This window comes from Rossellomorea sp. y25, assembly GCF_038049935.1.
Classification (GTDB): Bacteria; Bacillota; Bacilli; order Bacillales; family Bacillaceae_B; genus Rossellomorea.
On sequence record NZ_CP145886.1, the window covers coordinates 1436781 to 1458468 of the forward strand.

Annotated in this window: 23 protein-coding genes and 1 riboswitch; of the genes, 17 read left to right on the forward strand and 6 right to left on the reverse strand. The window is 41.8% G+C overall.

Annotation, left to right across the window (positions count from 1 at the left end; translation table 11 throughout):
• The first annotated feature begins 16 nt into the window (after window positions 1–16).
• On the forward strand, window positions 17–556 hold the full coding sequence (locus AAEM60_RS07145; RefSeq protein WP_341357728.1) for an NADPH-dependent FMN reductase: 540 nt from the start codon (window positions 17–19) through the stop codon (window positions 554–556).
• A 119-nt stretch (window positions 557–675) separates the two neighbouring features.
• On the opposite strand, the gene AAEM60_RS07150 is transcribed toward AAEM60_RS07145, so the two are convergent.
• Window positions 676–930, reverse strand: a complete 255-nt coding sequence (locus AAEM60_RS07150; RefSeq protein ID WP_299739838.1) for a YhdB family protein — start codon at window positions 928–930, stop codon at window positions 676–678.
• Window positions 931–1096: 166 nt separating this feature from the next.
• On the opposite strand from AAEM60_RS07150, the gene AAEM60_RS07155 reads away from it, so the two are divergent.
• The 4 genes from AAEM60_RS07155 (at window position 1097) to AAEM60_RS07170 (ending at window position 5038) form a co-directional block, all read left to right on the forward strand.
• A complete protein-coding gene (locus AAEM60_RS07155) occupies window positions 1097–1399 on the forward strand; it encodes a DUF3889 domain-containing protein (RefSeq protein ID WP_148968280.1) in 303 nt (100 codons plus the stop codon).
• 394 nt (window positions 1400–1793) lie between these two features.
• On the forward strand, window positions 1794–2984 hold the full coding sequence (locus AAEM60_RS07160) for an MFS transporter (RefSeq protein ID WP_341357729.1): 1191 nt from the start codon (window positions 1794–1796) through the stop codon (window positions 2982–2984).
• Window positions 2985–3145: 161 nt separating this feature from the next.
• A complete protein-coding gene (locus tag AAEM60_RS07165) occupies window positions 3146–4558 on the forward strand; it encodes a SpoVR family protein (protein ID WP_341357730.1) in 1413 nt (470 codons plus the stop codon).
• 135 nt (window positions 4559–4693) lie between these two features.
• Entirely contained in the window at window positions 4694–5038 is a 345-nt protein-coding gene (locus tag AAEM60_RS07170) for a hypothetical protein (protein WP_299739850.1), read from the forward strand.
• A gap of 37 nt (window positions 5039–5075) precedes the next feature.
• Here AAEM60_RS07170 and AAEM60_RS07175 read toward each other — a convergent pair whose 3' ends face one another.
• Window positions 5076–5705 (reverse strand): YitT family protein, encoded by a 630-nt coding sequence (locus tag AAEM60_RS07175; protein ID WP_299739853.1) that lies wholly within the window; start codon window positions 5703–5705, stop codon window positions 5076–5078.
• 265 nt (window positions 5706–5970) lie between these two features.
• On the opposite strand from AAEM60_RS07175, the gene AAEM60_RS07180 reads away from it, so the two are divergent.
• Window positions 5971–7575, forward strand: a complete 1605-nt coding sequence (locus tag AAEM60_RS07180; protein WP_299739855.1) for a DASS family sodium-coupled anion symporter — start codon at window positions 5971–5973, stop codon at window positions 7573–7575.
• A gap of 44 nt (window positions 7576–7619) precedes the next feature.
• Here AAEM60_RS07180 and AAEM60_RS07185 read toward each other — a convergent pair whose 3' ends face one another.
• The 3 genes from AAEM60_RS07185 to AAEM60_RS07195 form a co-directional block, all read right to left on the reverse strand.
• Window positions 7620–8396 carry a 3-hydroxybutyrate dehydrogenase gene (locus AAEM60_RS07185; RefSeq protein WP_299739857.1) on the reverse strand — a complete coding sequence of 259 codons (777 nt, stop codon included), beginning with the start codon at window positions 8394–8396 and terminating at the stop codon, window positions 7620–7622.
• An 18-nt stretch (window positions 8397–8414) separates the two neighbouring features.
• Entirely contained in the window at window positions 8415–9701 is a 1287-nt protein-coding gene (locus AAEM60_RS07190; protein ID WP_299739859.1) for a GntP family permease, read from the reverse strand.
• Window positions 9702–9868: 167 nt separating this feature from the next.
• The gene (locus AAEM60_RS07195) at window positions 9869–11194 is read right to left on the reverse strand and encodes a hemolysin family protein (protein ID WP_341357731.1); all 1326 of its coding nucleotides are present in this window, start codon (window positions 11192–11194) and stop codon (window positions 9869–9871) included.
• 277 nt (window positions 11195–11471) lie between these two features.
• On the opposite strand from AAEM60_RS07195, the gene AAEM60_RS07200 reads away from it, so the two are divergent.
• From AAEM60_RS07200 to AAEM60_RS07220, 5 genes are all read left to right on the forward strand, one after another.
• A complete protein-coding gene (locus AAEM60_RS07200) occupies window positions 11472–11801 on the forward strand; it encodes a hypothetical protein (protein ID WP_299739861.1) in 330 nt (109 codons plus the stop codon).
• A 323-nt stretch (window positions 11802–12124) separates the two neighbouring features.
• Window positions 12125–12496, forward strand: a complete 372-nt coding sequence (locus tag AAEM60_RS07205; protein ID WP_299739863.1) for a metalloregulator ArsR/SmtB family transcription factor — start codon at window positions 12125–12127, stop codon at window positions 12494–12496.
• Window positions 12486–14597: a heavy metal translocating P-type ATPase gene (locus AAEM60_RS07210; RefSeq protein WP_341357732.1), complete on the forward strand. Its 2112-nt coding sequence runs from the start codon at window positions 12486–12488 to the stop codon at window positions 14595–14597. Before AAEM60_RS07205 ends, AAEM60_RS07210 begins: the two co-directional genes overlap by 11 nt.
• A gap of 10 nt (window positions 14598–14607) precedes the next feature.
• On the forward strand, window positions 14608–15501 hold the full coding sequence (locus AAEM60_RS07215) for a cation diffusion facilitator family transporter (RefSeq protein WP_299739867.1): 894 nt from the start codon (window positions 14608–14610) through the stop codon (window positions 15499–15501).
• 91 nt (window positions 15502–15592) lie between these two features.
• The gene (locus AAEM60_RS07220; RefSeq protein ID WP_299739869.1) at window positions 15593–15778 is read left to right on the forward strand and encodes a Fur-regulated basic protein FbpA; all 186 of its coding nucleotides are present in this window, start codon (window positions 15593–15595) and stop codon (window positions 15776–15778) included.
• 53 nt (window positions 15779–15831) lie between these two features.
• On the opposite strand, the gene AAEM60_RS07225 is transcribed toward AAEM60_RS07220, so the two are convergent.
• Window positions 15832–16734, reverse strand: coding sequence for an aldo/keto reductase family oxidoreductase (locus AAEM60_RS07225; protein WP_341357733.1), 903 nt, complete (start codon window positions 16732–16734; stop codon window positions 15832–15834).
• Between the two features lie 86 nt (window positions 16735–16820).
• Between AAEM60_RS07225 and AAEM60_RS07230 the strand changes: the two genes are divergently transcribed.
• The 6 genes from AAEM60_RS07230 to AAEM60_RS07255 all read left to right on the forward strand — a co-directional run bounded on the left by AAEM60_RS07230 (window position 16821) and on the right by AAEM60_RS07255 (window position 21650).
• Window positions 16821–17726 (forward strand): phosphotransferase, encoded by a 906-nt coding sequence (locus tag AAEM60_RS07230; protein WP_341357734.1) that lies wholly within the window; start codon window positions 16821–16823, stop codon window positions 17724–17726.
• Window positions 17727–17803: 77 nt separating this feature from the next.
• A riboswitch (TPP riboswitch) is annotated at window positions 17804–17913 on the forward strand.
• Window positions 17914–18088: 175 nt separating this feature from the next.
• Window positions 18089–19075: an ABC transporter substrate-binding protein gene (locus tag AAEM60_RS07235; RefSeq protein ID WP_299739875.1), complete on the forward strand. Its 987-nt coding sequence runs from the start codon at window positions 18089–18091 to the stop codon at window positions 19073–19075.
• 12 nt (window positions 19076–19087) lie between these two features.
• Window positions 19088–19381, forward strand: a complete 294-nt coding sequence (locus tag AAEM60_RS07240) for a thiamine-binding protein (protein WP_044337844.1) — start codon at window positions 19088–19090, stop codon at window positions 19379–19381.
• A complete protein-coding gene (locus AAEM60_RS07245; protein ID WP_299739879.1) occupies window positions 19378–20139 on the forward strand; it encodes an ABC transporter permease in 762 nt (253 codons plus the stop codon). Before AAEM60_RS07240 ends, AAEM60_RS07245 begins: the two co-directional genes overlap by 4 nt.
• A gap of 1 nt (window position 20140) precedes the next feature.
• Window positions 20141–20878: an ABC transporter ATP-binding protein gene (locus tag AAEM60_RS07250; RefSeq protein ID WP_299739881.1), complete on the forward strand. Its 738-nt coding sequence runs from the start codon at window positions 20141–20143 to the stop codon at window positions 20876–20878.
• Complete coding sequence (locus AAEM60_RS07255) at window positions 20871–21650, forward strand: TatD family hydrolase (protein WP_341357735.1); 780 nt, start codon at window positions 20871–20873, stop codon at window positions 21648–21650. Before AAEM60_RS07250 ends, AAEM60_RS07255 begins: the two co-directional genes overlap by 8 nt.
• Window positions 21651–21688 lie beyond the last annotated feature (38 nt).

Below are 21688 nucleotides of genomic sequence, written 5' to 3' on the forward strand. Positions count from 1 at the left end.
AAAGGATTTTTCTAATATGAGTATTGTAATTATTAATGGAAGTCCAAGAAAACGCGGGCGTACTGGAATTGCATCACGATTCATTGCCCGGACATATGACTGTGACCTTATCGACTTAAGTGAGGGGTCACTCCCCTTGTACAATGGGGAGCAGGATCAATCAGAGCTTGAATCCGTTCGAGTACTTAAACAAAAAGTGACGGAAGCAGACGCCGTCATTTTAGCTTCCCCTGAATATCACAGCGGTATGAGCGGGACATTGAAAAATGCACTCGATTTTCTGAGCAGCGAGCAATTTGCCCACAAACCAGTGGCACTACTTGCATGTGCCGGTGGAGGAAAGGGGGGGATCAACTGCTTGAACAACCTTCGCATCGTCGGCCGTGGAGTGTATGCAAACGTCATTCCAAAGCAGCTCATCCTTGATCCACACTGTTTTGATTATGAAGGGGACGGACTCTTAGAAGAACCAGCTAAATTAGTCGATGACTTGATGAGGGAACTGAAGGTGTATGTGAAAGCGGCTGAACTGGTGAAAAGTGAAATATCTTCTTAGTCGCGAAAATCGGCATTGTGCCGGTTTTTTTTAGGTTCAATTTAAACATACCAAAATAATAAAAGCTGATCCAATAGCGCATACTAATTGGATCAGCCGTAGGTGGAATTCTCTTGTAGCTACATCTCTGCAAAGGTTTCCTCAAGTGGTTGCTCTACACTATAGGTGAAGTTTGCATGTTCAATATATCGTAAAAGCGTATATAGGTTACGCTCTACAATCGTGTAATCATTTGAAAAATGGTACGCATGTAAGAAGTGTTCAATTCTTTTCGAAAGAAGGTCATCCTTCGTTCTCACCATGAGGATCAACAGGTTATCCCATTCTGATCGGTGAGTGTAATACAAGGCCCGATCGTAATCGACTTTGTTCACTTGGTTTCCCTCCTTTTGAAGGGGTAATCATATTGTATGGAGAAAACCGCATTTATTTCTCTGTAAAAGTTGGTTATGTTGCAAATGCTGGCTTTCCTACTATTGGGTGAATAAATCAGTGAATTTAATTCATCCTATTAATGAAACGTAAACAGAGGTGATGATAATGAAGAAAGTCATAGTGATTGCATCAACCGTATTTTTTCTGTTATTTTCAAGTCATGCAAATGCTCAACCAACGGATTATCAAAAATTTGGCCGGATTGCCACAGCCGTTATTAAAGAAGATTATCCTGGTCAGCCTGTGAAGGATTATCAATATCAAGGTAGAAAGAAAATGACTGAAAACAAAGTGGCCGATTCATTTGAATTTACCGTTCAAGAGAACAATGCAGAGAAAAAGGTACTTGTAGTCGTCGTACACGATCTTGATAATGAAAAAATACTGAACATTACGGTGCAGGAATAGGTGCAACAGATAAAGTCTTCTTAAGAGAAGGCTTTTTTTGTTCGGCTTGTGAACGGATATCTAAAGGAGGGTATTTTGTCATTGCAATGATGCGGTGTTCACAATTTGGCACAAGTTTCTCCAAAAGTGGTACAACAAAGCGTAAATCTGGCACAACAAACCAGATTTGGCACAATAACCCTAGCAAAACACCTAATATACCACGTGGTGTATGTTAGAATGCGTCACAATCTAACACCAAAACACCGTATTGTTAATAAAATAAAGTATTCACTGCAAAAATTGAAACGATTTGCTAAAATAAACCTATACATAATTTGAAAGGGGATCTTTATTCCCATGTGATGCCATCTTTTCTCACCTAAATAAAAACTGAATAGAGGGAGGAAAAGATATGCATTCCACTGCATTTAGAAATCTTTGGTTCGGTCAAGCGTTAGCCAATATGGGAGATATTTTGTACATTGTTGGGTTAATCTCCCTTGTATACAATATAACGGGTTCTGCTGTTTATATGACGGCCGTTCCTTTGGTGATTACGTTTTCGCGTTTCATCAGTAGTATGGCGGCACCTCTTCTGTTGAATCGCACGCAAATGAAGAGTTTGATTGCTTACTCTCAAATGGGGAAAACATTCTTCCTATGTTTTTTTCTCTTGTTAATGGTACTCAATATTGAAAATGTGTGGTTCTTTTTAGGGTGTGCGAGTATCATTTCATTTTTAGATGGCTGGGCATTGCCTGCCAGGAACTCTTATGTGCCTTTTCTTGTGAAACGGGAAGAGTTGATGGGGGCGAACGGATTCCTTTCTACCGTGGATCAGACGATACAATTCTCAAGCTGGGCATTAGGTGGAATCCTATTATCGCTTATAAATGAAACGAATCTTTTTATCGTGATCATTGTTTTGTTTCTTGCAAGTACGTTGTTTATGATGAAGCTGCCTGTTATCCCAAGCACCAGCTTAGAAGTGAGAAAAGTTTGGTGGCAACAGCTTGGAGAAGGGTGGTCAGAGGTTAGAAAGAGAAAGGGATTAGTTCCCGTGTTTTGGATCTATGGGTTAGAGTCGATTTCTGGCACCGTTTGGATTGCGGCTGTTTTGTATTTGTATGTTGATCTGCAATTGCAGAGAGGGGAAGAATGGTGGGGGTTCATCAACTCCAGCTTCTTTGTAGGCTTGGTTCTTGCTTCGTATTTGATTTTTAAGCTTCACGGCTTGTTTTCAAAGTTCAGGCATAGATGGCTCCCGCTTTGCATGGTCTTTACATCAAGTGTGACACTCGTCTATGCCTGGAATAAGGTTGCTCTCCTTGCACTCGTTTTAACCTTTGTGTTCGGTTTGTTTGATCAAATTAAAAATGTCGTTCTTCAGACGTATTTGCAGGAAAGTGCACCACCTGAAGAGCTTGGGAAAATCTATGCTGCACAAGGAGCGTTAACCACATTGCTGTTTGGGTTATCCTCTGTTGGAGTAGGGCTGCTTCTTGAAATACTGAGTATTTCAATGATTTTCTCACTATCAGCGCTCTTACTGCTGGGTACTCTCATTCCAGTAATGATCCTGCAAAAGAATATAAGAATGTAATATTTGTTGAAGAGCTGTTCCCAATTAACGATAGGGAGCAGCTTTTTTTGTCGACTTCATCCTATGCTTGTCTGGCCTGCCCAACCCGCCTCCGCTTTTCTTCTCATCAAATCCCTTTTCTTTTCATACATTTAGATAAGAGAATAAAGAGGGGGATGACGATGAATTTAGAGGAGCAAAGGCAGTTACAAAATGCTATAGGGGAAATTACTGAGATTGCAGCCGGGTTTGGTCTTGATTTTTATCCGATGCGCTATGAGATTTGTCCTGCTGAGATTATTTATACATTTGGTGCTTATGGGATGCCGACTCGTTTTTCTCACTGGAGTTTTGGTAAACAGTTTCATAAGATGAAGCTTCAATATGATTTGGGTTTAAGCAAGATTTATGAACTCGTGATTAATTCTGATCCTTGTTATGCTTTTTTATTGGACTCGAATTCGCTTATTCAGAATAAGTTGATTGTGGCACATGTGTTGGCCCATTGTGATTTCTTTAAGAATAATGTCCGATTCCAGAACACGAAGCGGGATATGGTAGAGAGCATGGCGGCTACTGCGGAACGAGTGCGAAGATATGAGATAGAACATGGGAAGCAGGAGGTTGAAAACTTCCTGGATGCCGTGCTTGCCGTGGATGAGCATATTGATCCGTCATTAATGCGCCCGAAGCTGTCGTGGACGATGGATGATGTGGAATGGGTAGAGGAAGAAGTGATTCATGCGACACCTTATGATGATCTGTGGTCATTGGATGAAAAGCCGAAGAGCAGAGAAAAGAAAAAGGTGAAGAAGAAGTTCCCTCCTCAGCCGGAAAAAGATATTCTTCTCTTTATCGAGCAGTACAGCAGGGAGTTGTCTGATTGGCAGCGGGATATATTGACGATGATGAGGGAAGAGATGCTGTATTTCTGGCCACAGCTTGAAACGAAAATCATGAATGAAGGATGGGCTTCGTATTGGCACCAGCGAATCATCCGTGAAATGGATCTGACGAGTGGTGAGTCCATTGAGTTTGCAAAGCTGAATGCAGGTGTTGTACAGCCTTCCCGTACGCAGATTAATCCGTATTATTTAGGATTGAAGATTTTTGAGGATATTGAAGATCGTTTCGACAACCCTACGGATGAAATGAAAAAGCGTGGGGCGAAACCGAATTCCGGCCGTGAAAAAATGTTTGAGGTTCGTGAGATTGAATCTGACATTTCTTTCTTACGGAACTATTTAACAAAGGATCTTGTTACGAGAGAAGATATGTATTTGTTCCAGAAGCAAGGGAAGGACTATAAAATCGTCGATAAAGAATGGACTCATGTACGGGACCAGCTGGTAGGCATGAGGGTTAATGGCGGGTTCCCTTACATTACGGTGAATGATGGGGATTATATGAAGAGCGGGGAGCTTTATCTTAAGCACTGGTTTGAAGACGTGGAGCTCGATATTAAGTATTTAGAAAAGGTTTTACCGTATCTGCATCAGCTGTGGGGAAGACCGGTGCATATCGAAACCCGTGTGGAGAACCGTGATATGTTATTTACGTATGACGGCAGAAGTGTTCAAAGAAAATATTTGTGAAAATACGGAGCCGTTTTCAGGTGAAGATCCTGAAGCGGCTCTTTTCTAGTTTAATAATAACGAATCAGTTCTAAATAACAGGACGGGCTTATACATAATAATAAAGGTTAAAATTTATCTAGAGGAGGAGATAGCTTGGCAGATGTTGAAGTCTTTATCGGTGATTTAACGGACCAGACATTTCATTATGAAGGGGGAGACTGGAATCATAATTACCCGAAAAGGATCAGTCCGTTTTTTCCGAAAGGGTATGAACTCTTTTTCTCCCTATTGGATGGCATTTATTATAAGAAATTAGAAGGCAGGCAAACAGACTGGGGAAGTCATACCTGTTTGATGTATCCTGATGAAATGCTGTCGGTCTTGGAAGAATACTATAAGCGGGATATGGAAAATGAACAGGTGCAGCAATTATTTCAGTTTATAAAGCAATTGAATCCCCATCAACAATACGGCTTAGTGGCATGCGAGATGTCATAACGCAGAAAAGGACAAATGCCTGAGGCATTTGTCCTTTTTACAAACTTACATTATTTCGACTGGTGAATCGGGTATTGAGTCTATCGGTAAAAAATAAAAAGGATTTTTGAAAGATGGGACTTTGAATAAACGTATAAATAAAGGTGAAAACGAAGACTGGACCGGAAAGAAGCAGTCCGATTAGTAACACCGCACACTCACACATGATCCGGACTCTGCTGATTGATAAGTTGGTCAGGTCCGAAATGGTAAGCATAAACCCGTCACGCGGACCTGTACCAAGGTGAGCCGCTGAATACAATCCTCCGCCAATCCCCATTAAAATAATCGCTGATAATAGAATCAGGATATCTGCGACTATGTTCGTTTGAGGCGGAAGTAGATCGTAAAATAGAAAGAAGTCGACCAACATGCCAACCATTACTCCGTTAAGGATTGTCCCGATACGAACATACTTCCCTTTCAGAACAAGGGTGCCTGCAATCAGGGTGGCACCGACAATTATATTCCATGTTCCAATCGTTAAGCCGAACTTCTCAAACATGGCAATGTTTAACACATCCCATGGATGGATCCCTAAATATTGCACTTTAATGGACATACTGATCCCATAGCTGAAAATAAGTAATCCTATTACAAAATAGCTTATTTGCCAATAGATTTTCATATTGTCTCCTTTGAAATAACAGTCATCACTCTATAACAATATTTTACAACGAAAAGGTTTATGAAGATATGGTTTGTTTTTTGTTTAGTAGGGAGAGGGCGAATGTCCTGAAGAAGATGTACATCCTTTGAAGGAGAAAGCGTGAGGAGAGTAGGAAGAAAGAAATGAATATTCAGTTATTTATATTATTTGGAGTGGATATAATTGACAGCGCTTTCGATGGTCGATAGAGTTTTAGTAAGACGAGTAATGGGGGAATGAGTAGATGCTAATTGTGAAAAACGCATGGGGGACACTTTGGAAATGGCATGGAGATGTGATGGATACTTTGCAATTTTTCACTTCCGGAAGTACGCCTGCTGCTTCAGACACGGTGGATACAAATCTTGTTCCGGAGCCTAATGCAAACCCAAGACAGAAAATCGGGTTTATTTTGGGACCACTCCTATTTATTCTTATTATGTTATTTTTCTCTCCTGAAGGTTTAGCGAAGGAGGCTGTTGCTGTCCTTGCAGGTACAACATGGATAGCGGTATGGTGGATAACAGAAGCAATACCAATTCCGGCTACTGCTTTGTTGCCTATCATTTTGTTTCCACTTACGGGAGCTCTTCAATCCGGGGATGTCACGTCTGCCTATGGTGATAGTACGATTTTTCTTTTTATGGGTGGGTTTATCATTGCAATTGCGATGGAAAAGTGGAACTTACATAAGCGCATTGCCATGAACATCATTTTGTTGATTGGTACAGGCACTGAAAGAATTGTACTTGGATTCATGCTGGCTACTGGTTTTTTATCTATGTGGATCTCGAATACGGCAACGGCTATGATGATGCTTCCGATTGGAACAGCCGTGATTTATCAAGTGAATCAAAGTCTAGAAAAGGAGGGGGCTAAAAGAACAGGTCACTTCAGTAAAGTGATCATGCTGGGGATTGCCTATAGTGCATCGATCGGAGGCTTGGGAACGTTGATCGGAACGCCTCCAAACACGATATTTGCTGCAGTGGTGAAACAGTTGTATGGGATTGATTTCTCGTTTGCGAAATGGATGCTTTTTGGGGTTCCACTTGCTGCTATTCTTCTATTTGTTACTTGGTGGTATTTAATCAAGGTGGCTTTTCCATTAAAGATTAAAGAATTGCCGGGGGGAAGGGAGATTGTAGAGAAAGAGAACCGGTCTCTTGGTCGCATTTCATTTGAAGAAAAGCTTGTTCTTACGGTCTTTGTCGCTACAGCCCTATGCTGGATCACCCGATCGTTTCTATTGAACCAATGGATTCCGTCATTAGACGACACCATCATAGCGATTACAGGGGCACTCGTTTTATTCCTTCTTCCAGGAAGAAAAGAATCGCGATTGATCAATTGGGATGATGCGAAGAAGCTTCCATGGGGAATCCTGCTCTTATTCGGTGGAGGTCTTGCCATTGCCAAAGGTTTCAAAGAGACGGGGTTGGCAGAGTGGATCGGACAGCAACTAACGATTCTTGAAGGAATATCCTTCATTATCATCTTGCTTGCAGTGACGACCTTTGTTATTTTCTTAACGGAAATTACGTCCAATACGGCAACAGCCACGATGATGTTTCCGATAATGGCTGCTCTTGCAGCTGCCTTGAATGTTCACCCTTATAGTCTGATGGTGGCGGCGGGCTTAGCTGCGTCATGTGCTTTCATGCTGCCGGTGGCTACACCTCCGAATGCTGTCGTATTCGGATCAGGTTATATCAAAATGGGAGACATGGTCAAGGCGGGTATATGGTTAAATCTGATTAGTATCGTATGTATTGCACTTTTGATTTATTTTTTCATGCCACTCGTGTGGGGAATCGATTTAGGTGTCTTACCTGAAAATATGAACTGAAGAAAAATCGGATCAGTTTCCTGATCCGATTTTTCGGGTGCTTATTATTGAGCAGTATATCCACCATCTAAAACAACGGCCTGACCAGTTACACCTTTTGCTTTGTCACTGGATAGGAAAATGGTGTAGTCTGCAATTTCTTCTACTGATAACAATCTCTTTTGTGGAACAAGAGGGTAGATGACATCCTTTAATACTTTTTCAAGTTCCACTCCGCGAGTGGTTGAAATATCCTTTAGTTGGTTACGGACAAGGGGGGTATCCACGTATCCGGGGCATAGGGCATTGACAGTAATCCCATGCTCGGCACCTTCTAAAGCAGATACCTTTGTCAGACCAATGACACCGTGCTTGGCACTGTTGTATGCCGCTTTACCGGCAAACCCGATCAGTCCATTAATGGATGCCATATTAATGATACGACCAAATTTTTGCTTCTTCATATAAGGGAAAGCAAATTTTGTTGCGATAAAGGGAGCGGTCAGCATAATTTTGATCAGGAGCTCAAATTTTTCAATAGGGAATTCTTCAATTGGAGCTACGTGTTGAATACCTGCGTTATTAATCAAAACGTCTATCCGGCCATAGTGGTCAACTGTCTTATCAATTCCCGCTTTCACTTCTTTTTCACTGGTAACGTCGCATTTAATGCCCAGGCAATCGAAGCCTCTGTCTTTCAGTTCTTCAACCGCTTCATCCAATCCTTCTTGATTGATATCAGAGAGAACGACTTTCGCACCATTTTGAGCAAAGTGTTCCCCGATTTCAAAACCAATTCCCCTTGCAGCACCAGTAATAAATACAACTTTATCATTGACCATCTTCTTTTCCTCCTCTAATTAATAAATTCCCATATTGGCAAGGATGATTGAAACGATTTCTGCAATCGTAGGAATAAGCAGCCCGACAACAGCTACATCCAAATACGAATCTTTATGGGTTAGTCCCGTTACGGCAAATAAGGTCAGCAGTGCACCGTTATGTGGCAGAATCGAGGCTCCTGATGAAATGGAAGCAATTCTATGGAAAGCTTCTGCACTGATACCACTCGTTTGAGAGAGCTCATAATATTTATCTCCCAAAGCCTCCAGGGCAATCCCCATTCCTCCTGAAGCAGATCCAGTGATAGCTGCAAGAGTTTGAACAGCTATGGCTTCAGATATGACGGGGTTACCTTTGATGCCAAGAATAAGCTTCGTTAACGTCTTGAAACCGGGTGCCGCTGTGACAACCGCTCCGAAACCAACGGCAGCGCTTGTGTTAATGACTGCCATGACTGAGCCCTTTGCTCCGCCATTGACAGCAGGGATGAATTTTTTATAATGTTTGAAGTTAATGAATAATATCGAAAGTATTCCTACAAGAAGAGCGGTCAGGATGTTCCACTTAAAGACATTCAATGTAACGACGACAATGACAAGAGGAAGAAATGATAAGTAGAAATTAGGAAGCTCTGATTCTTTAATTTCCTTTACATCGTTTCCACCTTTAGGCTCGGTAAACGTATCTCCTTTACTTGTAAATTGCTTTTGACGCCATCTTAAATAAAAATATCCTCCAACCGCCATGATTAATCCGCCGACGATACCGATGATCGGTGCGGCAGTGGGGGAAGTCTTGAAATAATCGATCGGTATTAAGTTTTGGATCTGAGGGGTACCCGGAATGGCTGTCATTGTAAATGTGAAAGCCCCTAATACGAAAGTGGGGGGCAGCAATTTCCGTGTGATATCTGCTTCTCTGAACATGGCGATGGCAAGAGGGTAAATAGCAAATACTACAACGAATAAACTGACACCACCATAAGTTAGAACGGCCGCGGCAATTAACACGCCAAGAATTGCCCGGTCTTTTCCGATGATATTCGTGATTTTGTATGCGACGGATTGCGCTGCTCCAACGTCTTCCATCAGCTTTCCGAAAATGGCTCCAAAAAGGAATACAGGAAACCATTCTTTAGCAAAATCCACAAAGCCGGTCATATACGTTTCTGTATACGCAGGAAGCAGTTCAAGTCCACTCATTAATGCCACTAAACCTGCTACCAGTGGAGCGATCCAAATGATTGACCAGCCTAAATACGCTAAGACCATAAGCAGGATTAATCCGACAATGATGCTAGTCATAACTCACCTCTCATAAATGTTTGAGGTTATTTTTCCATTTATGAAAGGATTTATTCTATAGGGAAATCTGTTTAGTGGGATTTGATTGCAGACGTTCCGTATGACTGCATTCACTGAGAGAAAAAGAACGAGCCGTTAATCGGACTCGTTCTTTTCATCATGGCTGCCTATGCCATTTTTGTAACCTCTAAATATTGAATATGATGACCATCGATTTCTTTCACTCTAAAGCAATATCCTTGTTCCTCGATCTTGTCATTCAACTTCACTTCGTACTTCTGAGTCAGGAACCAGCCTCCGATCGTGTCGACCTCATCTTCTTCAAGGGTGATTCCAAGAAGGTCATTCACATCTTCAATGAGCATCACAGCGTCAAAGATATAATGATCTTCTTTCACCTTCCGGACTTCAGGAATTTCATCGATATCAAATTCATCCCGAATCTCCCCGACGATCTCTTCAATGATATCTTCTACAGTAACAAGGCCGGCAGTGCCACCGTATTCATCCAGGAGTACGGCCATTGGCGACCGTTCCTTCTGAAGTTTGACGAGTAAGGCTTGAATGGGGATGGTTTCAATGACTCGGATCACAGGCTTGATAAAGGAAGTTAAGTCTTCGTGTTCCGCCTTGTGGTTCACAAGTGTTGTCAGCAATTCTTTCACATTCACTATACCGAGAATATTGTCTTTATCACCGTCCACGACAGGATATCTTGTATAGCGTTCTTCTTTGATAATGGCTAATACTTCATCGATGGTGGACTCTGCGGATAGAGTCACGATATTCGTTCTCGGAACCATGATTTCTTTTGCAATTCGTTCGTCGAATTCAAAAATTTTGTTTACGTACTTGAATTCAGATGAATTGATTTCCCCACTTTTGTAGCTGTCGGAAAGAATGATTCTAAGCTCTTCCTCTGAATGGGCAATTTCATGTTCAGAAGCGGGTTTTAAACCGAATAACCCCGTGAACACTCGAGCAGAGCCGTTTAATGTCCAAATGAATGGATAAGCGAGCCGATAAAACCATATCAATGGTCGTGCAAATAATAGAGTGACTTTCTCTGCTTTTTGTATAGCAAAGGTTTTGGGTGCCAATTCTCCAATCACCACATGCAAAAAGGTAATGACGGAAAATGCGAGTCCAAATGAAATGATACTTGTGATGGAAGCATTCAAATCAAGTTTCTCAAACACGGGATGAAGCAATGTTTCAATAGTCGGCTCACCTAACCACCCAAGTCCGAGGGCTGTGATGGTAATGCCCAATTGGCAGGCTGAAAGGTATTCGTCTAAATGTGAAATGACCCTTTTAGCAGCAATGGCCGTTTGATTTCCTTCAGATACCAACTGATCGATCCGGGAGCTTCTTACCTTGACGATGGCAAACTCAGAAGCCACGAAGAAAGCAGTCAGTGCAATTAAAACAACAACAAGAAATAAATTAAGTAGAATGTCCAATGAGCGGAAGCTGAGGAGTGAACGTGACATGCACCACTCTTCGCTTCAAACACCTCCTGTATAAAAAAGTCATGGTTCCGTGAAAATTGAAGCAAGATAACACTTGAAATCCGTTTCCATTGAGTATATCCTTTTAAAAGTATCACATTCTTATCCATGCCCAAATGTTCGTTGCAATGTGTACATAATTCGGTTATTCTAAGTAATAACTATTTACCAAATGATGTATGGATTCATCATAGAGAATAGGAATGGACAATACAACCATTTAGGTTTCAAATAGTGGATAATGGGAAGGAGAACGATTATGGCAGACGTGTTTAATCAAGAGCTTGTTGTAGCCCTTATCATTGCCTTTTCGGTTTATGTCATTTTAAGAGGAATAGCTATTTTCTTTGGCAAAGCAGGGAAAGGCTATCTGGAAAATAATCAGTCCCAAACTGGACGATTATACCTGCAATTAATTGGTGGCTACTATATATTATCAGGCGTACTTGGCCTGCTTATTCCACGATTGGACTGGAAAACAGAAGACATTTACTTCGGAATCGCAATCTTTGCGATTACATCTGTCGTTTTCTGGGTAACATTGGATCTCTTTATGAAACGTGATCGGAAAAAGCTACAACAAAATTAATATGTTACTTATAAGCCCAGGAATCATTCCAGGGCTTTTTTTATTTGGCTCTTTCCCAAAAGTTTGTGGCGATCTTAAGGAAGAAAGGAGTAGTTGATTTACGGTCCAGGATACCCGCTTTGCACTGTACGGCGATGAGCCTCCTCTGCACGCAAAAAGTTTTCCTGAAAATGGGTATTAATCTAACCAATTTCCTGGTACGCAGAATATCATTACTTAGAATTTTCGAAAAATCCCATACATTCAAAAGAATGTTTGAACATTATTGGCATTTCTTCTATACTATATTCAAAAGAGTATTTGAATGTTAGAGGGGTGAAGAGATGAAAGAGACGGATGTATGTGAAGTAGCGTGTGTGGAAGATGAAAAGGTCAATCGCTTAAAATCAATGATGTTAACACAAAATACCTCTAAGGTAGCCGAGATCTTTAAAGCACTTTCTGATCAAACAAGAATGAAAATTGCGTATGCACTTACCATCGAGGACGAACTGTGTGTATGCGATGTGGCCAATATTGCGGGTTCTTCAACAGCAACAGCATCCCATCATTTACGCTTATTAAAAAAGCAGGGGTTAGCCAAATTCAGAAAAAAAGGCAAGCTCGTATATTATTCCTTGGATGATCATCATGTAAAACAGTTAATCGAAATTGCTGTAACGCATCAAATGGAGGTGGAGGAACGTGACCAGTAAAGCGGCACATAAACAAACTTACCGGGTCGAGGGGTTTACGTGTGCCGGGTGCGCGGCGAAGTTCGAAAAGAACGTTCAGCATCTCGACGGAGTAGTAGATGCGAAGGTGAACTTTGGAGCGGCGAAGATTACCGTATACGGAGAAACCACTCAGGAAGCGGTAGAAAAAGCAGGAGCCTTTGAAGGGCTTCGCATTAAAGAAGACGGAATCAGAAAGAGAGAGGAAAAAAAAGACCCGTTTTACACGAAATATAAGCATTTACTTTTTTCTGTTCTTTTTATCCTTCTTGCTTACTCTGTCCCACTTATGAAAATCGAGAACAGTGACATTTTTTCTACTGTTTCATTTGCAGCAGCGATTGCTGTAGGCGGGTATCGATTATTTCAAACGGGATTCAAAAACTTACTTAAATTAGAATTCGATATGAGAACCTTAATGACCATTGCGATTATTGGAGCTGCGTTTATTGGTGAATGGGGTGAAGGAGCGATCGTCGTTCTCCTTTTTGCCATCAGTGAAGTTCTGGAATCGTACTCTATGGATAAGGCTCGTGAGTCCATTCGTTCACTCATGGACATTGCCCCTCCTCAAGCCATCATCATACGAAATGGAATGGAGCTTGCCGTTGATGCCGAGGATATTGAAATCGGGGACATCATGGTGGTCAAACCTGGTCAGAAGTTTGCCATGGATGGTGACATCCTCGAAGGCTCTTCATTTGTCAATCAGGCAGCGATCACAGGAGAATCGGTACCAGTGGAGAAACACCAGGGTGATGCTGTATTTGCAGGAACATTAAACGAAGAAGGGTATCTAAAGGTTAAGGTGACCAAGCGTATTGAAGACACGACTCTCGCCAGGATTATTCATCTGGTGGAAGAAGCGCAGGGAGAAAGGGCCCCTTCTCAAGCATTTGTGGATGTATTTGCAAAGTATTATACGCCCATTATTATGGTCATCGCTTTCCTTGTTGCGATCATACCACCCCTGCTTTTTGGAGCAGAATGGTCAACCTGGGTGTATCAGGGACTATCCGTCCTGGTAGTGGGGTGTCCTTGTGCACTGGTTATTTCGACTCCCGTAGCCATTGTAACGGCCATCGGGAACGCAGCCAAGAATGGCATTCTTATTAAAGGCGGCGTGTATTTAGAAGAATTAGGGCGTTTAAAGGCCATCGCCTTTGACAAAACAGGAACTCTTACTAAAGGAGAGCCTGAAGTAACGGATTTTATACGATTAGGAGATGTAGAAGAAGAAGAGCTGTGGATGAAGATGGCTGCACTGGAATTTCACTCCCAGCATCCCCTCGCTCACGCTTTTCTAAAAAGGGCGAAGGAGCTGAACATTGAGTATGGGGACTGTGAAGTGCTTGAGTTTCAATCCCATACGGGTAAAGGAATCAGTGGCCGAATAGGTGACAACAAATACTTCCTGGGATCCGATAGCTTCTTTGTAAATACTCCTTCAGCTGAAATTGAAATGCTTCAACGGGAAGGGAAAACGGTCATGGTGTTCGGAGTCGAGGATACTGCTTTGGCTCTTGTAGCCGTAGCAGATGAAGTGCGGGAAACAAGTCGCGAAATCATCGACAGCCTTCATCAATTGGGTATTGAGCAAACAATGATGCTTACAGGAGACCATGAAAATACGGCAAGATCGATCGGAAAAAGGGTAGGAGTCAAAGAAATCAAAGCAGGTTTGCTTCCCCAGAATAAATTAGACTTTGTTAAGCAATACATGAACACTTATGGAAAAGTCTCCATGGTTGGGGATGGAATCAATGATGCCCCAGCACTTGCTGCTTCAAATGTAGGAATCGCCATGGGTGGGGCAGGAACCGATACAGCACTGGAAACGGCCGATATCGCGCTAATGAACGATGATCTTTCAAAACTGCCATATATCATTCGCTTAAGTCGAAAAACGCTTACCATCATCAAGCAAAATATCTCATTTGCCATCGGTATCAAGCTCCTTGCATTATTACTTGTCATTCCCGGTTGGCTTACTCTATGGATTGCGATTTTTGCCGATATGGGAGCGACATTACTCGTTACATTGAATGGTCTTAGATTATTAAGAGTAAGAGACCGGAAGTGAGGGATGTCAAGTGGGTCACGACCACAGTCATGGACACAATCAGAATAAAAAAGCATTATTAATCAGTTTCCTATTTATTTTCACCTTTATGATCGTAGAAGTCATAGGTGGAATCGTCACAAATAGTCTTGCTCTTCTTTCCGATGCGGGACATATGCTTAGTGATGCAGCCGCTTTAGGTCTTAGTTTGGCAGCTTTTTATATAGGTGAGAAGGTTTCGGATAAAGGGAAGACGTATGGGTACAAGAGATTCGAAATACTGGCGGCGTTTATGAATGGCATCACGTTGATTCTCGTTTCACTCTATATTTTCTGGGAAGCGTATCATCGTTTTATAGATACTCCTGTAGTTTCACCAGGTATGATGGTGATCGCCATCACAGGTCTGGTTGTAAACATGATCGTGGCATGGATCTTAATGAGAGGGGATACAGAACATAACTTGAATGTCCGAAGTGCCTTTCTTCATGTACTTGGTGATATGTTGGGATCGGTCGGGGCCATCGCAGCCGGACTCTTGATCTATTTCTTTAATTGGAACTTGGCGGATCCTATTGCTTCTGTCATGGTTGCCATTCTAATCGTCATTTCCGGATGGAGAGTAACGAAGGATTCCATTCATATCTTAATGGAGGGATCCCCAAAAGGTATCGATACGGAACAAGTGATGAATGGCCTGGCAGCTATCCCGGGAGTCATTGAAGTCCATGATCTTCATGTATGGTGCATCACGTCGGGATTCACAGCTCTAAGCTGTCATGTGGTGGTGGGAAGCGAAGTGAATCGAGATACGATTTTATTACGGCTCTCAGCCTATCTTGAAGAGGAATTTGCTATTCATCACTCTACGATTCAAGTGGAGGGAAAAAGTGTCACAGAGGGACATCATCACGTTTGTACGTAACAGCTGTCGTTTTATCCTAATATTACCAATGTGTAAGAGGATGTTTAGTTCAGTCTCGATTTGGGGTATATCCTCAACTGGAGGGATGAACATGTTACATCAAGAAAATAAATCAGAGAAGCAAAAGACACCTGAATTTAAGAAGGATTTCTATATTCAACAATTATTAAGGATTGGCGTATATAAATATTTTGGTAAGCAGCTTTATGAGCTCTCCATGAATGAACTACAAGATGTCTATCTGGAATATTACGTTGGTGGCGATATAGCGAATTAAAAAAGACGAACCTTTTAGAAAAAGGATCGTCTTTTTTGCTGTACTAAGTTCTATTACGGCACATCATGTCCCATAGAAGTTTGCAGGATTTCAAACCATTGATCGTGGTTTAAAGAAATAGAAAGAGAGTCGATTGCATGTTGGATGCGTTCTTTTTTACCGGAACCGACGATAGGCATAATGTTTGAAGGGTGATTAAGAAGCCAGGCATATAGAACTTCATCAATTCCCTTTGCACCTGTTTCTTCTTTTATCTTCTTCAATGTATGTCGAAGACGAATGGCTTTCTCATCCTCTCCCTTGAAAATCGCACCGCCTGCGAGTGGAGACCAGGCCATCGGCGCGACACGTTTCTCCTGACAAAGGTTTAATGTACCGTCTTCGAAGTTTTCTAAGTTATAGGCAGATAATTCGATTTGATTCGTGATCAATGGAAACGGCAAATAGGATTGAAGCATATTCCATTGATGATCTTTAAAGTTTGATACTCCAAAGTGACGTACCTTTCCTTCTTCCTTCAATTGAGTGAAGGATTCAGCCACTTCTTCTCCATTCATAAATGGATCTGGCCTGTGAATCAATAATAAATCGATGTAGTCCGTTTTTAGATTCTGCAGTGAGTTTTCAACAGATGTCAAAATATGCTTTTTACTCGTGTTGTAATGATGTGTTTTATGTTCCGGACGATTTTCAGAAGGGAGGACAATACCGCATTTCGTCACAATCTCCATTTTCTCACGTAAGGAAGGCTGAAGGGCAAGGGCTTCACCAAATAAGGCTTCACACATGTACGAGCCATAAATATCTGCGTGATCAAAAGTTGTGATTCCATTTTCAATATTTTCCTGGATCAAAGCAAGGGTTTCTTCCTTTGATTGATTCCAGTCTGCAAGTCTCCACAACCCATGAATGATTCTTGAGAATGATAAGTCTTCCGTCATTTGTATTCTTTGCATGGATGCAACCTCTTTTCATATGGTATGTAGACATTCTTTCATAGTCATACTAAACGTATATTACTATGTTTGGAAGGGAATTAAAAATGATTGAACCTCTTCATGATCTATTATTGAACTGGAAGGTTCATCCTTCCTGCATAGAGACTGTGGACAGTCATCCGAATGTTTATAAGGTAAAGAATCTGGGGAAGACATATTATTTGAAAAAAAGATTCAATTCTTCTGTGAAGATGCTAGAAGAAGAGTATCTCTTAACGACCTATTTACAGGAAAGCGGACTTACCGTTGAAAGGCCATTGCTAACGGTCTCACACCAGTCTTATGTACAACAGCATCAAGATTTCTACTCCCTGTATCCAGCCCTCGAAGGAAAGCCAGTACAAGTCTATTCCTTAGCTTCTCTTAAAAAGGCGGGAACGTATCTCTTTCAACTCCATGGCAGACTAAAACAATATGTCTGTAAATACGAGGTAGAAGAATGGAAAGTTGACACACATTTGAGAGAGTGGATAGCCGTGCAAGATCCGACATCGATTGAAATATGGGGGAAAGGGTTTATAGGCAGGCTAAATGAGTGGTCTTTCTCCTATAGCAAATTGCCTCATCAACTCGTACATAGTGACTGCCACCCGCGTAATATCCTCATAAATGAGGAAAGGGTGACCGGGGTCATCGATTTTGAAAGGATACGAAAAGCCCCCCGTATAGCAGATATCGGTTACTTTATCGCAGGGATCCTCAAAGACCTGGTACAGCAAGATAAGAAAGAGCATTTCGAATGTATCCATACCTTTTTGGCGGGGTATCACTTCGATGCTGCCTTAACGCAAGATGAGAAGAGACTGCTGCCATTCTTAGTCATTATCTTCCTTGTCCAATATACGTTTTTTTACAATCAAAAAGGGTATTCACATCTTGTATCTACCTATATACCGTTTATTAACGGACTTGTAGATAACGGTGATTACGAACGAGCCTTTCAAATTTAATTAACTTTAATAGGAAATGCTTGAATATCCATCTACTCTGTGGCAAAGTAGGGTAGAAGATAACGTTTAATTTCATAGTAAAAGTGTAGGGGAACCGGTATGGCCGGTTGAGATTGTATCCTGTAGATACTGACCCTTTGAACCTGAACTGGCTGATACCAGCGTAGGAAACATTCTCTTAAACAATACATGATCATGTTTAACGATGCGTCCCGGGCTGAAGGCTTGGGGCGCTTTTTGTTATAGTGTCCCAAAGCTTTTTAGGTTCCATCTGCCTTTTGTTTTACATTCATTCACCTTATTAAGTGAAGAATAACGAATAAACGTTACAACTACATATGAGGATTTGAGGAGGAATCAAGATGAAAAAATGGATGGTCATCATCTGTGCTGTCTTTCTTTTAACTGCCTGCAGCGGTGGAGGAAATACGGCAGATGAACAAAAGGATGATCTTAAAAAGGTATCGGTCGTACTGGACTGGACACCGAATACCAATCACACTGGATTATACGTTGCGAAAGAAAAAGGATACTTCGAAGAGAAGGGGCTGGATGTGGATATCATCTTACCAGGTGAGGCTGGGGCAGATCAACTCGTTGCCTCGGGTAAAACTGAGTTCGGGGTTGGATACCAGGAAAGTGTCACACAAGCCAGGGTACAGGATGTTCCCCTCGTATCAATCGCTGCGGTTATACAGCATAATACCTCGGGGTTTGCATCACCTAAGAGCAAGGATATTACGACACCAAAGGATTTTGAAGGTAAAAGTTATGGCGGTTGGGGTTCCCCTGTTGAAAAAGCTGTCATGACATCGATTATGAAACAAGAAAACGCAGATGTAGAGAAAGTGGATTTTGTAAACATGGGAGATACAGATTTCTTTACTGCCGTGAAACGGGATGTTGACTTTGCATGGATCTACTATGGATGGACAGGTATTGAAGCAGAGCTTCGCGGTGAGGAATTGAACATGATGTACGTAAAGGACTACTCTGAAAAACTGGATTATTACACTCCTGTCCTGACAACAAATGAAAAAATGATTGAATCAGATCCCGATACGGTTAAAGCCTTCTTGGCAGCTGCTTCAAAAGGGTATCAGTTTGCAATCGACAAACCGAAGGATGCAGGTGAAATTCTTTTAGAGGCAGCTCCGGATCTTGATGAAGAATTAGTCATGAAGAGCCAGGAATGGCTGGCTCCTAAATACAAGGATGATGCTGACAGATGGGGAGAGCAGAAGCTTGAGGTATGGGAAAACTATGCTTCATGGATGTATGAGAACAATTTATTAGATAAGGAACTGGACAGTAAAAAAGCTTTTACAAACGAATTTTTACCAAATTAAGAGGTGAACAAAATGGGGAACGCACTCGTAAGCATACAAATTATTCCGAAGACGAAAAATGGTGAAGACGTTATACCATACGTGGATGAAGCCATCGCGATCATTGATAAATCTGGTGTCCGTTATGAAGTCCATCCATTAGAAACGACAATGGAAGGAAATCTATCTGACTTATTTAAGGTGATTGAACAAATGAATGAACGAATGATTGAAATGGGCAGCTCAAACGTCATTTCTCAAATCAAGGTATTATATCAGCCGGCCGGGATTGAAATGGATCAATTAACGGAGAAGTATAAAGGATGAAAGCATGGATATCGAAAGGATGGAGACCCTTCTTGGTCATCATCCTTTTATTCATCATTTGGGAATCCACCATTAGAGTATTTGAGGTGCCGGCATGGCTAATGCCTTCACCTTCAGAAATATGGGCAGAAGGAGTCGCCTCATGGTCCACGTTTACAACACATCTTGCTTCGACAACACTCCTTACGATCGGAGGGTTTGTGATTGGATGTACGATTGGCATCGGGACTGCAGTGGGTCTGCATCTCCTCCCTAAAGTAAGAGAAGCGATATATCCACTTATGATTTTGTCTCAAAATATTCCGATCATCGTCCTGGCTCCTTTACTTGTTATCTGGTTTGGATTTGGACTATTGCCGAAAATCATTGTGATTACGTTGATCTGCTTTTTTCCGGTCGCGGTCTCGGCGCTGGATGGGTTCAGACAGACGAACCCCGAGTATATTCTTTACATGAAAATGTCAGGAGCATCAAAGGGGCAAATCTTTCGAAAAGTTGAATGGCCGCATGCACTACCGTCCATCTTCTCAGGACTGAAAATTTCAGCTACCTATAGTGTGATGGGGGCAGTCATCTCGGAATGGTTAGGTGCTCAGAAAGGAATCGGGGTCTACATGACACTTGCCTCTTCTTCCTTCAGGACAGACAGGGTATTTGTTGCCATCTTTATGATTATGCTGCTCAGCCTGGCTTTCTTCGGCATCATCTTGTTATTAGAAAAAATCATGATTAAGTGGAATCGGAAGGAGGACAAATAGCATGACAACCTTATCCATTCAAAATATGTCCAAATACTTTGACGGAGAACTGATCCTGGATAACCTTTCCATACATGTGGAAGAAGGTGAGTTTGTCTCGATCCTTGGTCCTTCTGGAAGCGGGAAGAGCACGCTATTTCATGTCATCGGCGGATTATTCACACCCGATTCAGGAGATATTCAATTAGATGGAAGGTCGATTAATGGTCAGAGAGGAACCATCAGTTATATGCCTCAAAGTCCGTCCCTCCTTCCATGGAGAACGGTGATTGAGAATGTGATGCTGGGTCAGGAGCTGCACGGAAAAAGGGATAGAGAAAAAGCAATGAGTATGATTGAACGGGCAGGTTTGAAGGGATATGAGCATGCTTATCCCGGTGATCTTTCTGGAGGGATGAAGCAGAGAGTTGCCTTTATTCGTGCCCTGGTCAGTCCTCAATCCTTTTTATGTTTGGATGAGCCGTTTTCTGCCCTGGATGAATTCACACGATTAGACATGCAGAAGTGGCTCCTTTCCATTTGGGAGGAAGATTTGAGTTCCGTTCTATTTGTCACTCATAATATTGACGAAGCCCTATTCCTTTCAGATCGGATTATTGTTTTATCGACTCGGCCTGCCCGTGTACAGAAAGAGTTCAAAGTACCATTTCCCCGACCCAGGGACAAAGAGATTCTCTTAACAGAGGAGTTTCTGAAATGGAAAACGAGCATTTTTGAGGAGCTTTCTCAATATGTGTAAACCTTCCTTGATCGATGCTCACATACACTTGGATTTATACGATGGGTATGAACGTGATAAGATTCTGCAGGAACTTGAACTGTATGCTGTTGAAGCGCTCATAACTGTATCTTCCAACCTTCAGTCTTCCAGGACAAATATAGATCTCTCAAGAAGAGATGCTAGGGTCAAACCAGCTGCAGGGTTCCATCCGGAGCAGGAACTGCCCTCTGAAGGAGAAGTTGAGGAACTACTATCATTCATTGAGCTGCATCAACAGGAAATAGTGGCGATTGGAGAAGTAGGATTGCCTTATTACAAAATGAAAGAAGATCCTGATGTTGAAGTTGAGCGGTATATCGATCTGTTGGAACGGTTCATGATTGAATCAAAGAGGATGAACAAACCGATTATCCTTCATGCGGTGTATGAACACGCACCCATCGTTTGTGCCCTGTTAGAAAAGCACTCCATAGGGAAAGCTCATTTTCATTGGTTTAAAGGAGATGATGAGACCGTTGATAGAATGATTGAAAATGGCTATTCAATCTCCATTACACCTGATGTCCTTTATGAAATTGAGATACAGAAGCTTGTAAGAAAGTATCCTGTTGAAGGAATAATGGTGGAAACGGATGGTCCTTGGCGGTTTGAAGGAGAATTTCAAGGGAGGATGACCCATCCTGGAATGATGCATCGAACCATTGAAAAAATAGCAGAGATAAAAGGCATTCCAGAAGCAGATGTATATAAACAACTATTCAAAAATACGAATGATTTATATGGTATTTAAAAGAGTGACTTCTCTTGCATAGTAGGTGCAGGAGAAGT

Coding starts and splice junctions, on each gene's coding strand:
- AAEM60_RS07145 (WP_341357728.1), top strand. CDS start 17: ATGAGTATTGTAATTATTAATGGAAGTCCAAGAAAACGCGGGCGTACT.
- AAEM60_RS07235 (WP_299739875.1), top strand. CDS start 18,089: ATGAAAAAATGGATGGTCATCATCTGTGCTGTCTTTCTTTTAACTGCC.
- AAEM60_RS07185 (WP_299739857.1), bottom strand. CDS start 8,396: ATGGTCAATGATAAAGTTGTATTTATTACTGGTGCTGCAAGGGGAATT.
- AAEM60_RS07155 (WP_148968280.1), top strand. CDS start 1,097: ATGAAGAAAGTCATAGTGATTGCATCAACCGTATTTTTTCTGTTATTT.
- AAEM60_RS07165 (WP_341357730.1), top strand. CDS start 3,146: ATGAATTTAGAGGAGCAAAGGCAGTTACAAAATGCTATAGGGGAAATT.
- AAEM60_RS07220 (WP_299739869.1), top strand. CDS start 15,593: ATGTTACATCAAGAAAATAAATCAGAGAAGCAAAAGACACCTGAATTT.
- AAEM60_RS07190 (WP_299739859.1), bottom strand. CDS start 9,701: ATGACTAGCATCATTGTCGGATTAATCCTGCTTATGGTCTTAGCGTAT.
- AAEM60_RS07160 (WP_341357729.1), top strand. CDS start 1,794: ATGCATTCCACTGCATTTAGAAATCTTTGGTTCGGTCAAGCGTTAGCC.
- AAEM60_RS07225 (WP_341357733.1), bottom strand. CDS start 16,734: ATGCAAAGAATACAAATGACGGAAGACTTATCATTCTCAAGAATCATT.
- AAEM60_RS07230 (WP_341357734.1), top strand. CDS start 16,821: ATGATTGAACCTCTTCATGATCTATTATTGAACTGGAAGGTTCATCCT.
- AAEM60_RS07175 (WP_299739853.1), bottom strand. CDS start 5,705: ATGAAAATCTATTGGCAAATAAGCTATTTTGTAATAGGATTACTTATT.
- AAEM60_RS07205 (WP_299739863.1), top strand. CDS start 12,125: ATGAAAGAGACGGATGTATGTGAAGTAGCGTGTGTGGAAGATGAAAAG.
- AAEM60_RS07240 (WP_044337844.1), top strand. CDS start 19,088: ATGGGGAACGCACTCGTAAGCATACAAATTATTCCGAAGACGAAAAAT.
- AAEM60_RS07255 (WP_341357735.1), top strand. CDS start 20,871: ATGTGTAAACCTTCCTTGATCGATGCTCACATACACTTGGATTTATAC.
- AAEM60_RS07250 (WP_299739881.1), top strand. CDS start 20,141: ATGACAACCTTATCCATTCAAAATATGTCCAAATACTTTGACGGAGAA.
- AAEM60_RS07180 (WP_299739855.1), top strand. CDS start 5,971: ATGCTAATTGTGAAAAACGCATGGGGGACACTTTGGAAATGGCATGGA.
- AAEM60_RS07195 (WP_341357731.1), bottom strand. CDS start 11,194: ATGTCACGTTCACTCCTCAGCTTCCGCTCATTGGACATTCTACTTAAT.
- AAEM60_RS07200 (WP_299739861.1), top strand. CDS start 11,472: ATGGCAGACGTGTTTAATCAAGAGCTTGTTGTAGCCCTTATCATTGCC.
- AAEM60_RS07245 (WP_299739879.1), top strand. CDS start 19,378: ATGAAAGCATGGATATCGAAAGGATGGAGACCCTTCTTGGTCATCATC.